This is a genomic window from Shewanella sp. VB17 (assembly GCF_013248905.1).
Lineage (GTDB): Bacteria > Pseudomonadota > Gammaproteobacteria > Enterobacterales > Shewanellaceae > Shewanella.
In genome coordinates, this window is sequence record NZ_JABRVS010000001.1 from 3829061 (window position 1) to 3846345 (window position 17285).

Consider the following 17285-nt stretch of genomic DNA (forward strand, 5'->3'; position numbering starts at 1 on the left):
TACCCCATATTTGGGACATCCTGTTACCCCTGCAATTTTAGACATAAACTTAAATTATAAGACGTATTGAGCAACCCGCCAATATCTTAGCGTAAAAACACCTTAACAGCCCAGCATGTCTAACCGCGTCAGAGCTCCTTGATAGATCCTTAATTCATCATCGATAGCTTCCTGTGGATTATCAACATTAGTATGTCTATATTTATAAACTTGTATCCAAACTGTTACTTTACCTTATTTGAGCTAACTCACTGCTAGTACAATTTAAACATTAAAGAGATATATCAATACACGCGTAAGCTCAAACTGGTCGGAAGAGAGACAATAAAGTCCCAGGTGATTGTGTTGTCACTTAAGGTCAGGTAATCTGCTAAAGTACTCGTTAAAAAACACTGCGCATTAAGATAAAAAGGATTGTTTGCTGTTTTCCTAGTCATAAAGTCGCAATAAGTCCCAATAGATTATTCACGGATAAATGCTAAATCGATGACTGAAGACGCTCCTAAGAAGGTAGCTCCGGCACATATAAATCCGGCTAAACGTGCGCGAAGTGCGACAGAAACTCGGCACCGCAATGCCACCACAACACCAGAGATGCGTCGATTTATTCAAGCATCTGATCTGAGTGTATCCCAACTGGCTAAAGTCCTTAATATTAGCGAAGCGACTACACGTAAATGGCGTAAGCGTAACTCTGTTGCAGATACCTCAAACACGCCTCACAACCTCAATACGACACTCACTCCCTTGCAAGAATATGTGGTCGTCGGCCTGAGGTACCAGTTAAAGATCCCCTTAGACAGATTATTGGTGGTAACACAGCGCTACATTAACCCCAATGTTTCCCGTTCTGGTCTAGCGCGCTGTTTGAAACGCTATGGTGTATCACGCATCCGTGGCATTGAAAGCCCACAGGTTCCCAGACGTTATTTTAACCAGCTTCCCATTACTCAAGGTAGTGACGTGCAAACTTACACGCTCCACTACGAAACACTCGCTGAGATGTTGGCCTTACCAACACCAGAGAGTCACAATGTGGTTCAGGTCGTGTCCTTAACGATCCCACCTCAACTCACTAACGAAGACGCTTATTCAATTCTTCTCGGTGTCGATCCTGACAGTGATTGGATCTATTTAGATATTTATAAAGATGGTAATACCCAAGCCACCAACCGATATATCGCCAATGTGTTAACGCATGGGCCGTTTCATCTGCGTAAGTTGCTCGTTCGCAACTACCATACCTTTTTACAACGTTTTCCTGGAGCCAGACTTAGTCATACTTCTGCCATGGAATACGTTGAAACTCATAACAAGACACCTGATAATCAGGCACCCAGTGGAGACTCATAATGAGCCAAACCTCTAAATCGTCAAAAAAAATTCCAACGAGTGATACAAAGTCAACACAAGGATCTGCACCCGATCCTAAAGCGGATTCAAGACTGAATAAACGCCTTAAAGATATGCCTATCGCCATCGTCGGCATGGCCAGTATTTTTGCTAACTCTCGTTACTTAAACAAATTCTGGGATCTCATCAGTGAAAAAATTGATGCCATCACAGAACTGCCATCAACACACTGGCAACCAGAAGATTACTTTGACGCCAATAAGAGCACCCCAGATAAGAGTTACTGTAAACGTGGTGGTTTTTTACCGGATGTCGACTTCAACCCAATGGAATTTGGTCTACCGCCAAACATTCTTGAGCTCACTGATACCTCACAGCTTCTGTCTTTGATCGTCGCAAAAGAAGTGTTAGCCGATGCTAATCTGCCCGAAGGTTACGACAGAGATAAAATAGGGATCACCCTTGGCGTCGGTGGCGGACAAAAAATTAGCCACAGTTTAACAGCCCGCCTTCAATACCCTGTACTAAAAAAAGTATTTAAAAACAGTGGCATTAGTGACACCGATAGCGAAATGTTGATTAAAAAATTCCAAGACCAGTATGTCCACTGGGAAGAGAACTCATTCCCTGGCTCTCTCGGAAATGTGATTTCTGGCCGTATTGCCAATCGTTTCGATTTTGGTGGCATGAACTGTGTGGTCGATGCTGCCTGTGCTGGCTCACTGGCCGCCATGCGCATGGCACTCAGTGAATTGGTCGATGGCCGCTCTGAGATGATGATAACAGGCGGTGTATGTACCGATAACTCACCGTCTATGTACATGAGTTTCTCTAAAACCCCTGCATTCACCACGAATGAAACCATTCAACCTTTTGATATAGATTCAAAAGGCATGATGATTGGCGAAGGCATTGGCATGATTGCGTTAAAGCGTCTTGAAGATGCTGAACGTGACGGTGACCGCATTTACTCTGTTATTAAAGGGGTCGGATCGTCATCAGATGGTAAATTCAAATCCATCTATGCACCACGCCCTGAAGGCCAAGCAAAGGCACTTAAGCGCGCTTATGATGATGCAGGTTTTGCCCCCCACACCCTAGGGTTAATTGAAGCCCATGGCACTGGAACGGCAGCGGGTGATGCGGCAGAATTTGCCGGTCTTAGTTCTGTATTTAGTGAAGGTAATGACACTAAACAACACATAGCCTTAGGTTCAGTGAAATCACAAATCGGCCATACTAAGTCTACGGCAGGCACAGCGGGTCTGATCAAAGCCTCTTTGGCACTGCATCATAAAGTGTTACCGGCGACCATTAATGTCAGTGAGCCGAGTCCAAAACTGGATATCGAAAACTCACCTTTTTACCTTAACACTGAAACTCGCCCTTGGTTACCTCGTGTTGATGGTACGCCGCGCCGCGCAGGGATAAGCTCCTTTGGGTTTGGTGGCACTAACTTCCATTTTGTGCTCGAAGAGTACCAAAATGAGCACAGCCGTATTGACAGCGAAAAGGCAAAATATCGTCAGCGTCAAGTGGCACAAAGTTTCCTTATCAGCGCTGTCGATAACGATGCACTCATAAAAGAACTCAACATACTTGCAGCATCAGCCACCCAAGCTGAATTCAACGTAAAAGAGGCGGCAGTTCATTATGCCCTACGCGAACTCGATGCTACATCACCGCGTATTGGCTTTGTGGTTAACACCAATGAAGAGCTGTCAACGTCAATCAAGCAAGCTATTGCTAAACTGGCCAACAAGCATGATCACTCAGCTGTCAATGACAGTTGGCAATTGGTAGACGGTACCAGCTACCGCGCTGCAAGTGTTAAAGGTAAAGTGGCTGCACTGTTTGCAGGACAAGGTTCACAGTATCTTAATATGGGCCGGGATCTCGCTTGTTACTACCCTGAAATACGCCAGCAATTAGTGACTGCAGATAACGTCTTTGCCGCTAATGGCAAAACGCCACTGTCACAAACCTTGTATCCTAAACCTGTGTTTAATAAAGATGACTTAAAGACGCAAGAAGCGGCATTAACCAACACTGCTAATGCACAAAGTGCCATTGGTGCTATCTCTATGGGTCAATACGATCTCTTGACTGCTGCAGGCTTTAATGCCGACATGGTTGCTGGCCACAGCTTTGGTGAACTCAGTGCCCTGTGTGCTGCAGGAGTGATCTCAAGCGATGATTACTACCAATTGGCGTTTGCTCGCGGCCATGCCATGGCAACCAAAGCTGAGCCGAACGCCGGTGAGAGTGAAGCTGATACAGGTGCCATGTATGCCATTATCACTAAAAATGCTAGCGATTTAGCCACACTTGAAAGCACGATTGCTAGCTTCGACGGTGTAAAAGTCGCGAACTATAACGCCCCCACCCAGTCAGTCATTGCAGGCCCTACAATGTCAACGGCTAATGCAGCAAAAGCATTAAGCGAACTGGGTTATAGAGCCATTAACTTACCCGTTTCCGGCGCCTTCCATACTGAACTTGTGGGTCACGCTCAAGCCCCCTTTGCTAAAGCGATTGATGCAGCTAAATTTACTAAAGCCAGCCGCGCCTTATACTCTAATGCGACAGGCACGCTTTATGACAATACCGCAGCTAAAATTAAAGCATCATTCAAACAACATATGTTGCAATCGGTACGTTTTACCACCGAACTGGAATCCATGTATGACGCTGGTGCCCGTGTATTTGTGGAGTTTGGCCCTAAAAACATCCTACAAAAACTCGTTCAAAGCACGCTTGCCGCTAACAAGCATGAACTTTGTATTATCTCGATAAACCCAAGCCCTAAAGGTAATAGCGATCTTCAGCTTAAACAAGCGGCTATACAGTTAGCCGTTGCAGGGATACAACTGGGTAATGTCGATCCGTACCAAGCTGATATAGCAAAACCGGCCAAAGCATCACCAATGAATATCACCCTCAATGCAGTCAATCATATTAGCCAATCAACCCGCGCTAAAATGGCTAAGTCGTTAGCAACTGGCATGGTGACAAGCTCAACGATTATTGAAGAAAAAATGATTGAAGTTGAAAAAATAGTCGAGAAAATTGTAGAAGTGCCAACGATTGTAGAAAAAATTGTGGAGATCGCAGTACCAATGTCTAATGCTCACCCCCAACACGCAACAGAAACACCAATAGTGAAAGAGCCTTCATCAGCGCTCAATCATAGTGCACCAACCAACACTGATACACTGACCCACTTTTTTGCCGCGCAGCAACAAGCTGCAGAGCTGCATCAACAGTTTCTAGCGATCCCTCAACAATATGGGGCGACCTTCACAAGCTTAATGACGGAGCAAACTAAGTTAGCAGGAAACGGTATCGCCATTCCAGAGAGCCTGCAACGCTCAATGGAGCAATTCCATCAGCTTCAAGCACAAACAGTGCAAAGTCACACTCAATTTCTTGAACTGCAAACGGGCAGCAACATTGCCGCACTCGGTCTGCTAAATGGCACGCCAGCAGCGATCCCCGCTCAGCCGGTACAAACGATGACACAGGCCGCGCCTGCACCTGTAACGCAAACTCCTGCAATAACGTCAGTGGCCGCTCCTATCGTTACCCACACTCCACAACCAGTAATGCAACATCAAGCAGCGACTGTCGAGCCTATTGCACCTATTGTTCAACCAGCACCCGTTATTAATATCAGTACCGCTAAAAGCTCACTCAGTGTTGAAAAAGTTCAATCAACGATGTTGGCAGTCGTGGCTGAGAAAACGGGTTACCCAACTGAAATGCTCGAACTTGAGATGGACATGGAAGCCGATTTAGGGATTGATTCTATCAAACGTGTTGAAATATTAGGCACGGTTCAAGATGAGCTTCCTGCATTACCTGAGCTAAGCCCTGAAGATCTCGCTGAGTGTCGTACATTAGGTGAAATTGTTGCCTACATGAACAGTAAATTGCCAACTGAAGGCACTCATAACACAACTGCACCAATAGCACCTTCAGCCACCACGACTGATGAGCTATCAGCTGAAAAAGTGCAAGCAACCATGATGTCGGTCGTCGCTGACAAAACCGGTTACCCAACTGAAATGCTCGAACTTGAGATGGACATGGAAGCCGATTTAGGGATTGATTCTATCAAACGTGTTGAAATATTAGGCACAGTGCAAGATGAGCTTCCTGACTTACCTGAACTAAGCCCTGAAGATCTCGCCGAGTGCCGCACATTAGGTGAAATTGTGGCCTACATGAACTCGACATTGGCTAGCAGTGCTGCTGAAAACACCAATAACGCTGCAGCCGCTCCTCACATCAGTGCCGCTCCAGTTGTAGCGCATGGATTAAGTGCAGCGCAAATCCAAAGCACCATGATGTCAGTGGTTGCCGACAAAACAGGTTACCCCACTGAAATGCTAGAATTGAGCATGGATATGGAAGCCGATTTAGGGATTGATTCTATCAAACGTGTTGAGATTTTAGGCACAGTGCAAGACGAATTGCCCGGTCTGCCTGAGCTAAGCCCTGAAGATCTCGCCGAGTGCCGTACATTAGGTGAAATTGTGGCCTACATGAACTCGACATTGGCTAGCAGTGCTGCTGAAAACACCAATAACGCTGCTGCGGCTCATCACATCAGTGCCGCTCCTGTTGTAGCGCATGGATTAAGTGCAGCACAAATCCAAAGCACCATGATGTCAGTGGTTGCCGACAAAACCGGTTACCCTACTGAAATGCTAGAATTGAGCATGGATATGGAAGCCGATTTAGGGATTGATTCTATCAAACGTGTTGAGATTTTAGGCACAGTGCAAGACGAATTGCCCGGTCTGCCTGAGCTAAGCCCTGAAGATCTCGCCGAGTGTCGTACATTAGGTGAAATTGTGGCCTACATGAACTCGACATTGGCTAGCAGTGCTGCTGAAAACACCAATAACGCTGCAGCGGCTCATCACATCGATGTCGCTCCAGTTGTAGCACATGGATTAAGTGCAGCGCAAATCCAAAGCACCATGATGTCAGTGGTTGCCGACAAAACCGGTTACCCCACTGAAATGCTAGAATTGAGCATGGATATGGAAGCCGATTTAGGGATTGACTCTATCAAGCGTGTTGAAATTTTAGGCACAGTGCAAGATGAACTGCCCGGTTTGCCTGAGCTAAATCCAGAAGATCTCGCCGAATGCCGCACATTAGGTGAAATTGTTAACTACATGAACAGTAAGCTTTCAGTCAGTAGCGCTGATGATTCTTCAAATACGAATACTGCTTCAGCAAAACCCTCCCCAATCTCAGCAAAGATGGCTGTAGAACTTCCTCCTCACAGTGAGGTGGCGCTAAAAAAGCTTAATGCGGTAGACAAAATGGAAGCTCACTCTTCTGGACAGTTTGCCGCACTTTATTCAAAGAATACCAATATTGTGATCACCGATGACGGTCATAATGCAGGTGTTTTAGCTGAAAAACTGACAAAGATAGGACTCAATGTTGCCGTTGTGCGTCTACCGGAAGGCAATGCACAATCACCGCTGAGCAGTGATGTCGCCAGCTTCCAGGCAAATAGCACTGATGCAGCAGGAATGACCGCCGTTATTGCTCAAATTGAGCAGCAACTCGGTCACATTGGTGGTTTTATCCATCTACAACCTGAAGCTGGAAGTGGCAATCAACAAGATGCTGTCAACCTAAGTGATGATAGTTTCACTCATGTTAGTCAAGCCTTCCTTTGGGCTAAATTGTTACAACCACAGCTGACGACAACCAGTGAAAAACGCCAATTTTTTATTACTGTTAGCCGTATCGATGGTGGATTTGGTTACCTAGACACCAAACAACTGCACAGTGCAGAGCTAAATCAAGCTGCATTGGCAGGGTTAACCAAAACATTAAGCCATGAGTGGCCAAATGTGTTTTGCCGCGCGTTAGACATCGCTACAGATGTTAATGCTACTGACTTTGCCGACGCGATAACTCTTGAGATTTTCGATGTGCAAACACATCTAGCTGAAGTCGGAATCTCCACCGATATCCAAGGTGATTTGGCTCGTGTCACACTGATTGCCGCTGACGCGAGTATCAAAACCGCAAAAGCTGAGTTAAATAACACTGATACGATTTTGGTGACCGGGGGTGCTAAAGGCGTTACATTTGAATGTGCACTCGCACTGGCTAGCCGTACTCAGTCCCACTTTATCTTAGCAGGACGAAGTGAGCTTAAGAGTATCCCTAAATGGGCTACCGGCAAACAAACTAGCGAGCTTAAACCTGCTGCCATTGCTCATATCATCTCTACAGGACAAAAACCAACACCGAAACAAGTGGATGCCCTCATCTGGCCAGTGCAAAGCTGCATTGAAATCAATGCAGCACTTGAAGCCTTTGATCGTGTAGGGGCAAGTGCTGAGTATATCAGCATGGACGTTACCGACACTGTTGCCATAACAGCATCGCTATGTGGTAAAGGTAAACAAATAACCGGTCTTATTCATGGTGCTGGTGTCCTTGCCGACAAACATATTCAAGATAAGACCCTTAACGAACTCGCGCGCGTATACGGGACTAAGGTTAATGGACTTAAAGCTGTACTGGCAGCCCTTGATGCTAGCAAGCTTAAATTGCTAGCCATGTTTTCTTCTGCCGCTGGTTTCTATGGCAATACTGGCCAGAGCGATTATGCCATGTCGAATGACATTCTCAACAAAGCTGCTTTACAGTTCTCTGTTCGTCACCCACAAGCCAAAGTAATGAGCTTTAACTGGGGCCCTTGGGATGGTGGCATGGTGAGTCCCTCACTGAAGAAGATGTTTACCGATCGCGGTGTCTACGTTATTCCACTCAACGCAGGGGCTGAGCTATTTGCCACACAGCTATTGAGTGAAACCGGCGTACAACTACTAATAGGCACCTCAATGCAAGGTGCTAACACTTCAGAGTCTAACAATACTGACGGTGCTAACAAGGACTCTTCTGTAAAAAAGCTTAATGCGGGTGAGGTGCAAACTGCATCGCGCCCGCTAATGCCTATAACAGTAACACGTAGCCTAAACCCTCATACTTTGGTTTTTATTCAAGACCACTGTATTGGGGGTAACCCAGTGTTACCGACAGTGTGTGCGATACAATGGATGCGTGAAGTGGCCAGTGAAATGCTCGGCTCTCGCGTAAAAGTGCTTGATTACAAACTACTCAAAGGCATTGTCTTTGACAGCAATGAGAACCTAGAGATGACGCTTGAGCTGACACCATTAGCGAGTGCTGCCAGCGTTAATCATGCACCCCTTAAAATGAGTGCGTTAATCAGTAGCCAAGGTCGCCCACAATATAGGGCAATACTTGTCAGCGATGAATGCACTGAACTTGCTGAGGTAAAACAGTTTATCGACTCAGGTGATCAAATCATCACTTCAAGTGAACTTTACAGTAATGGCACCTTGTTTCACGGACCACGCTTACAAGGCATTCAACATGTCTCTAAGTTTGATGATTCAGGCTTAGTCGCGAGCTGTAAAATACCACTGGTGAACAATGGTGATTGTGGCCAGTTTTCGGCTCAAATCCACCTAGGTGGCAGCCAGCCTTTTGCTGAAGATCTGTTACTGCAAGCCATGCTAGTATGGGCAAGGCTTAAACATGATGCTGCCAGTTTACCTTCTAGCATCGATGAGTTTATCTCAAATACACCAATGGTTTTTGGTGAAACTGGCATCATTGAACTGGAAGTGATTAAAAGCAATTCACGCTCACTTGTAGCCAATGTGGCGCTTTATCATGAAGATGGCCAATTAAGTGCGATAATGAAAGGCGCGAAAGTCACCATCAGCAAAGGCCTAAATGATGCCTTTTTAGCCAATAAAGCACCGTTGCTCTCAGTAAAAAATGGGACTCTATAGTGAATAAAACGCTTAATGTTCCAGCGCAACAACACGCGATGCCACTTCGCATCGCGCTTTTGGTGCTGCCTTCAACCAAGCTCAATGCTTATTCAAGCGAACTTGCTTGCCTGTTACCTGAACTCAGTGCATCGGGTCTATTAACGACTCAGTCATGGGTCCATATTGAGATCAATGATCTTAAACATAGCAATCAAATCAGCTTTGAAGAGCACTTAAACACCACCATTAAAGCAATTGAAGAAGGTAAACTAGTACAGTTATCTACCGCCACTCACTCTCTTTTAATGATGCCTGCACTAAAAGCGGCACAATTGAGAATACACCCTCACGCGCAGCTATCCGCCATGCAAAGACATGCTGGTTCGGGCGAAGAAACTCTGACACTTGCGCTCGGGCAGGCTAAACGAGAACTGAGCACTGTGAGTAAAATTGAACACCATCATGGACTCAATAATCAGCAGCAGTTTGCCGCCGTTTATCAGTTGATTATCCAGCTTGCAAGTCGCACCCACTTTCGCGATCTCAATATTGAATTAGGTCCTAAGCAAGCTAAAAGTCATTACTGGTTTACCGATAGCCATCAAGCCAGGGTCGCGGCGATTAATTTTACTCACGACACTCTCACGCAAAGCGCCACCAGCTTTATCTTAACGCAAGGCACGGGATATATTGCGCCCAAGTCAATGCTGAACTCTCAGCAACTGCAGTTTATTCTGTCCGGTGATAACCAAGGTCAATTGCTCAATGCCATTAACAAACTTACTGTGCAGCTCTCGGAAACCGGCCTAGAGCTGCTGCCGTTAATGCAAGCAAATCTTAGCGACTATGTGTCTTATCACAGCAAGTCGGTTTTTGCTGCGGTATTACAAGCTAGCTCGGTTGAGGCCATGTTGCTTGAAATCAGTTCACTTAAACAGGTATTGCCTCAAATGTTCCTTGAGCAGGATCAATACAAAACGCCATCTGGTAGCTACTTCACCACCTATCCTCTTGGTAATGAAGCCGCCTGCGGTTTAGCGTTTGTTTATCCGGGCGTTGGCACCGTTTACGCGGATATGCTCAGTGCACTACACGAGTACTTTCCCGCCCTTTATGCTCGCCTTGAACGAGAGGGCTCTCTAAAATCAATGCTGCAAGCGGACAGCATCTATCACTTAGATGCCAACACCACACCAGCCATGGATTTAGGCGCGCAGGCCATAGCGGGTGTCGGTAGCAGTTATCTACTCACCCAACTCTTGATTCACGAATTTGCTATCACACCCGACTTTGCCTTAGGTTATTCCATGGGCGAAGCCTCGATGTGGGCCAGCCTTGGTGTGTGGGACAACCCTCATGCCTTAATCGATAAAACCCAAACAGATCCCCTGTTTACCTCAGCGATATCAGGGGCGCTCACCGCAGTCAAAAAAGCATGGAAACGGTCGCTAGATGACAGTGATTCTGATAATGATATTGTGTGGAATAGTTTTATCGTGCGCAGCGCACCAGAGCCGATACAAGCGCTGCTGGGTGAATTCCCACATGCTTACCTTGCTATTATTCAAGGTGATACCTGTGTGATCGCCGGTTGCGAAGCACAATGCAGGGCACTGTTAACTCAGTTAGGTAAACGAGGTATTGCTGCCAATCGCGTCACCGCAATGCACACGACTCCAGCAATGGAAGAACATGCTAATGTCATCAAGTTTTACACGCAACCGCTCACGCAAATAGCGCTCGCAAACAGTCAAGACACTCAGGGAAGCATCAATCCAAATACAATAAAGTTTATCAGCGCAGCGAATCTCTGCGGTAAGACTCCACGCCATAAAGCGGTTAATGACGGTAGGCCCCTTAACAGCCAAGAGATCGCTAACACGATTGCCGATACCTTTTGTCATACCTTGGACTTTACCGCGCTCATACACAGCGCGCAAAAACAAGGTGCTAAACTTTTTGTCGAGCTAGGCGCAGATAGACAAAATTGTACGCTTATCGACAAGATAGCAAAACTCGACAGACGTTGCGAAGCGACAAATACATCCACTGCCGACTCCCCCTGCTGTACTGTACCCATTAATGCCAAAGGCGGAGATGATATCACCACCCTACTCAAAGCATTGGGACAACTGATCAGCCATCGAGTGCCACTCTCAGTGCAGCCACTTATCGAAGGACTTAACCGGGAGGTAGCCATGCACCAGTTACATCGTGCGCATAAAAGAGCTCCGCTCGACCACTCCAGCAAAAACACATTAGTTAAAGGGGAAGTCGAATGACTTTCACAACCAAGTCGTCAGATCACTCAGGTAATAAACAAGGTAAGCAGAGTAAAATCGCCATCGTCGGTTTAGCCACGCTTTACCCCGATGCAAAAAGTCCACCCGCGTTTTGGCAAAACCTACTCAACAAACGTGATTCTCGTAGCACCTTAACCAATGAAAAATTAGGCGCTAACAGTCTGGATTATCAAGGTATTCAGGGGCAATCAGATCGTTTTTATTGCAATAAAGGCGGCTACATCGAAAATTTCAATTTCGATGCTTCAGGCTATAAATTACCAGCGCAAAGTTTGACCGGACTCGATAACAGTTTTCTTTGGGCATTAGACACCAGCCGCAAAGCGTTAGAAGATGCTGGGATCAGCCTTAACAATGATGCCTTGCTACAACGTACCGGTGTCATTATGGGGGCACTTTCTTTCCCTACGGCCCGCTCAAACGATCTGTTTTTACCTATTTATCACAGTGCAGTAGAAAAAGCATTACAAAATAAATTGGCATGCAGCAGTTTCACACTAAGCCCAACCAATGCACAAACAAATCGAGCACACAATGAGACGACACTGGACAGTGCCAATGGCTCAATTGCCCATAACACCTCTAAGGTGGTGGCCGATGCACTTGGTTTAGGCGGTGCGCAATTAAGCCTCGATGCCGCTTGTGCTAGCTCTGTTTACTCACTCAAGCTTGCTTGTGATTACCTAAGCACAGGCAAAGCCGATGTCATGTTGGCCGGCGCAGTGTCTGGAGCCGATCCTTTCTTTATCAATATGGGATTCTCCCTCTTCCATGCTTATCCCGATCACGGTGTATCTGTGCCATTTGATGGTGACAGTAAAGGCTTGTTCGCTGGTGAAGGTGCTGGAGTGCTCGTCCTTAAACGTCTCGATGATGCTGAACGTGATAATGATAACATTTACGCCGTAGTGAGTGGCGTCGGTCTATCGAACGACGGTAAAGGCCAGTTTGTCCTCAGCCCGAATCCAAAAGGTCAAGTAAAGGCGTTTGAGCGAGCCTACGCTGCCAGTGATATTGAGCCTAAAGATATCGAAGTGATTGAGTGTCACGCTACAGGGACACCGCTGGGTGATAAAATTGAACTTACCTCAATGGAGACCTTTTTTGCCGACAAGCTTCAAGGCACAAATGCACCACTTATTGGCTCAGCTAAATCCAATTTAGGTCACCTACTCACCGCGGCGGGTATGCCAGGGATCATGAAAATGATCTTTGCCATGAAAGAGGGAATACTGCCGCCAAGTATTAATATTAATGATGCGATTTCATCACCTAATGGCTTATTTGGTGCATCTACCTTGCCAAATCAAGTGCAAGCTTGGCCAGCAAAAGAAGGCAATACTCTGCGTCATGCTGGGGTATCGGTATTTGGTTTTGGCGGCTGTAATGCCCATTTGCTACTTGAATCTTATTCTGGGCAGCAATCGACGTCCGCATCCATACCCGCCACACCAGCGGCATTAAAAATCGTCGGTTTAGGCTCGCATTTTGGCCCTCTTAGCAGTATCAATCAACTTAACCTTGCTATCGAAAATAACACTAACGGCTTTATTACCCTGCCGAAAAAACGCTGGAAAGGCTTAGATAAACACACAGAACTGCTCGCCAAGTTTGGTTTAGCATCAGTCCCTAAAGGTGCCTATGTCGACAGTTTCGAGCTTGATTTTCTACGCTTTAAATTGCCACCCAATGAAGACGACCGTTTGATCTCACAGCAACTGATGCTAATGAAGGTCACAGACGAAGCCATTCGCGATGCCAAGTTACAACCCGGTCAAAAAGTGGCAGTGTTGGTCGCGATGGAAACCGAACTTGAATTGCATCAATTTCGTGGTCGCGTCAACCTACACACTCAGCTGCAGGACAGTTTAACGGCCATGGGCGTCACCTTAAGTCATGATGAATATCAAGCCCTTGAAGCCATGACCATGGACAGTGTCCTCGATGCCGCTAAGCTGAATCAATACACCAGTTTTATCGGCAACATCATGGCATCAAGAGTGTCATCACTTTGGGATTTCAATGGGCCAGCATTTACCCTATCAGCTGCCGAGCAATCGGTCAGTCGTTGTATTGATGTCGCCCAAAACCTCATTGCTGAAGATAACTTAGATGCTGTCGTGATTGCTGCCGTTGATCTGTCTGCCAGCTTCGAGCAGGTGATCTTAAAAAATAGCATCTCTCCTGTCGCCATCGACCCAGACTCCTCTACAGAGAGTCTGCACTGGAACGTGGGGGAAGGCGCTGGCGCAATGGTGTTCGTTAAAGATGAAAGCACCGCCGGTCGATCATACGGGCAGATAGACGCCCTCGCCTTTGGTCATGCTGAGCATGTTTCATCGGTGACGGATACACTGTTCACCCAAACCGGCACTGACGTCAGTGATATTGGCATCCTTGAAACCAATATTGCACCTGGGAGTCTAGTGGAGGGAGCTGCATTTCTATCAAATAGCAAGTTTATTGAAGCAAGTTCCACCAGTGCTGACAATCGTATTGGCCACTGCTTTGCAGCGGCTGGAATGGCCAGTTTACTGCATGGATTACTGCATCTCTCTCGTAAAAATCATCAGCATTGCCATAAAGCATTAGTGAGCAATATCAGTGAAAATCAAGTGTCTCAATTGCTGCTCAGTCAGACCGCTAGTGAGCAGCTGGCATTGACAGCCCGATTAGGCACTGAGCTTAAATCCGACGCTAAGCACCAACTATTAAAGCGAGTGTTCTTAGGTGGACGTGATATCTATCAACACATCATCGAAACACCGTTAATGAAGTTAACATCGATTCAAGACAAGCTCGCTCAAGGCACGGCATCGACAGTGGTTAAACAACAAAAGACATGGGTAGCAAGAGCTCAGCAGAGCACTCTGTCAAACATTTTGTCAGTGAACACGACTCCAGTATTAGGTAGCACTATGACCACCAAAGTGATAAAAAACAACGCAATGAAAACAACAATGACCAATACACCCATTGTTTTATCCGCTGATAATCTAGCCGCATTTCAGCAAAACCAGCAACTGACTCAACACGCCCATCTGGCATTTTTAAAGAGTCGCTCTGCGGGGATGAAAGTCGCTGACGCACTATTGAAACAGCAATTGACTCAGATTACTGGTCAACCGAGTACTCAACTGCAACCTACTGCACCATTAGCGCAAAAAATGGTCTCATCAGCACCGCTTAGCGCAGTATTGGTCGATGAGTTGACCCCTGATCATGCTAACGTGCCACCTTATATTGCACCGACCCCCGCACTTAAGCCTTGTATTTGGAATTATGCCGATCTGGTCGAGTATGCCGAAGGCGATATTGCGAAGGTATTTGGCTCAGATTACAGCATCATCGACAGCTACTCTCGCCGTGTACGCCTACCGACCACTGACTACCTCTTAGTCTCTCGCGTCACTAAGCTAAACGCTACCATGGGACAATTCAAGCCCTGTTCAATGACCACGGAATATGATATTCCCCTTGATGCGCCGTATTTAGTCGATGGTCAAATCCCCTGGGCTGTTGCAGTCGAATCTGGCCAATGTGATTTAATGCTCATTAGCTATCTCGGTATCGACTTTGAAAATAAAGGCGAGCGAGTTTATCGCCTGCTTGATTGTACCCTCACCTTCCTTGGCGACCTACCTCGTGGCGGCGATACCTTACGTTACGATATAAAAATCAACAACTATGCTCGTAATGGCGAAACATTATTATTCTTTTTCTCTTATGAATGTTTTGTTGGCGATAAGATGATTTTAAAAATGGATGGTGGCTGTGCAGGTTTCTTCACCGATGAAGAACTCGCTGATGGTAAAGGCGTCATTCGCACCGAAGATGAAATTAACGCGCGCAGTTTAGTGGTTAAACACACCTTTAACCCACTGTTGGATTGCCCCAAATCTCACTTCAACTATACCGATATACATAAACTGTTAAGCGCCGATATCCAAGGCTGTTTCGGCCCCAGTCACGCAGGTCCTTCACAGCCGTCGCTTTGCTTCGCCTCTGAAAAGTTCTTAATGATAGAACAGATAAGCAAACTTGATCGCAATGGGGGAACTTGGGGGCTTGGCCTTATCGAAGGCCATAAGCAATTAGAGGCTAATCACTGGTATTTCCCTTGTCACTTTCAGGGTGATCAGGTCATGGCAGGCTCATTAATGGCCGAAGGTTGTGGTCAACTGCTGCAATTTTATATGCTGCACCTTGGCATGCACACTCAAACAAAAAATGGGCGTTTTCAACCATTAGAGAACGCCTCACAGCAAGTACGCTGTCGCGGACAAGTGCTACCACAATCAGGCGTGCTGACTTATCGTATGGAAGTCACAGAAATTGGTTTCAGCCCTCGTCCGTACGCGAAAGCCAACATCGACATTCTGCTTAACGGCAAGGCTGTGGTTGATTTTCAAAACTTAGGCGTGATGATCAAAGAAGAAGATGAATGTACCCGCTACCCATTACAGACCTCTGACTCAAACCATGTTACCGCTAACACTGCAAGCACAGTAAAAAGAGTCCGCCCTAACGCCCCCTTAATGATGCAAATTGCAGATTTAACCAAAGCGCCAAACAAGGGCGTTATTCCGATTTCTCATGTTGAAGCCCCTATCACACCAGACTATCCAAACCGGATACCTGATACCGTGCCCTTTACACCGTATCACATGTTTGAGTTTGCCACGGGGAATATCGAGAACTGTTTCGGCCCTGAATTTGCCATCTATCGCGGCATGATCCCACCCCGTACCCCTTGTGGCGACTTACAAGTCACCACCCGCGTGATTGAAGTCAACGGCAAACGCGGTGAGTTCAAAAAACCGTCATCGTGTATCGCTGAATATGAAGTGCCCGATGATGCTTGGTATTTTGACAAAAACAACCATCAAGCGAGCATGCCTTATTCCATTTTAATGGAGATCTCACTGCAGCCAAATGGTTTTATTTCAGGCTATATGGGCACCACGCTTGGCTTTCCTGGTCTTGAACTGTTCTTCCGTAACCTAGACGGTAACGGCAAGATGTTACGCCATGTCGATCTACGCGGCAAAACCATCCGCAATGATTCATGTTTACTTTCCACTGTCATGGCTGGCACAAATATCATCCAAAGCTTCAGCTTCGAACTGAGCACTGATGGTATTCCCTTCTATGAAGGTAAAGCAGTATTTGGTTACTTCAAAGGCGATGCACTAAAAGATCAACTTGGACTGGATAACGGTAAAGTGACTCAGCCTTGGCATGTGACAAAAGGCATATCAGCCGATCACAAGGTGAACCTACTTGATAAGCAGGCTCGCCACTTTACTGCACCCACACATCAACCGCACTATCGCTTAGCAGGCGGTCAACTGAACTTTATTGACAGCGTTGAAATCGTCGACAATGGCGGCACAGAAGGACTTGGTTACTTGTACGCCGAACGGACTATTGACCCCAGTGATTGGTTCTTCCAGTTTCACTTTCATCAAGATCCTGTGATGCCCGGCTCCTTAGGTGTTGAAGCCATTATCGAAACCATGCAAACTTACGCCATCAGTAAAGATCTGGGGGCTGGATTTAACAATCCAAAATTTGGCCAAATATTATCAGACATTAAATGGAAGTACCGTGGGCAAATTAACCCACTGAATAAGCAAATGTCGATGGATGTCAGTATCACCTCGATTAAAGATATCGATGGCAAAAAAGTGATCACAGGTAACGCCAGTCTAAGCAAAGACGGTCTACGGATCTATGAAGTCACCGACATTGCTATCTGTATCGAAGAAGCCTAAAAAAA

4 protein-coding genes are annotated in these 17285 nt (G+C 46.3%); all 4 read left to right on the plus strand.

Annotated features, from left to right (window positions below; all coding sequences use genetic code 11):
* Positions 1-486: 486 nt before the first annotated feature.
* From HQQ94_RS16560 to HQQ94_RS16575, 4 genes are read left to right on the plus strand one after another with little or no spacing between them, the layout of a single operon-like run.
* Entirely contained in the window at positions 487-1353 is an 867-nt protein-coding gene (locus tag HQQ94_RS16560; protein WP_173295449.1) for a transcriptional regulator, read from the plus strand.
* A complete protein-coding gene (locus HQQ94_RS16565) occupies positions 1353-9218 on the plus strand; it encodes a type I polyketide synthase (RefSeq protein WP_173295450.1) in 7866 nt (2621 codons plus the stop codon). Before HQQ94_RS16560 ends, HQQ94_RS16565 begins: the two co-directional genes overlap by 1 nt.
* Positions 9218-11482 carry a PfaB family protein gene (locus HQQ94_RS16570; protein WP_309247255.1) on the plus strand — a complete coding sequence of 755 codons (2265 nt, stop codon included), beginning with the start codon at positions 9218-9220 and terminating at the stop codon, positions 11480-11482. Before HQQ94_RS16565 ends, HQQ94_RS16570 begins: the two co-directional genes overlap by 1 nt.
* Entirely contained in the window at positions 11479-17280 is a 5802-nt protein-coding gene (locus HQQ94_RS16575) for a beta-ketoacyl synthase N-terminal-like domain-containing protein (RefSeq protein ID WP_173295451.1), read from the plus strand. Before HQQ94_RS16570 ends, HQQ94_RS16575 begins: the two co-directional genes overlap by 4 nt.
* Positions 17281-17285: the final 5 nt, after the last annotated feature.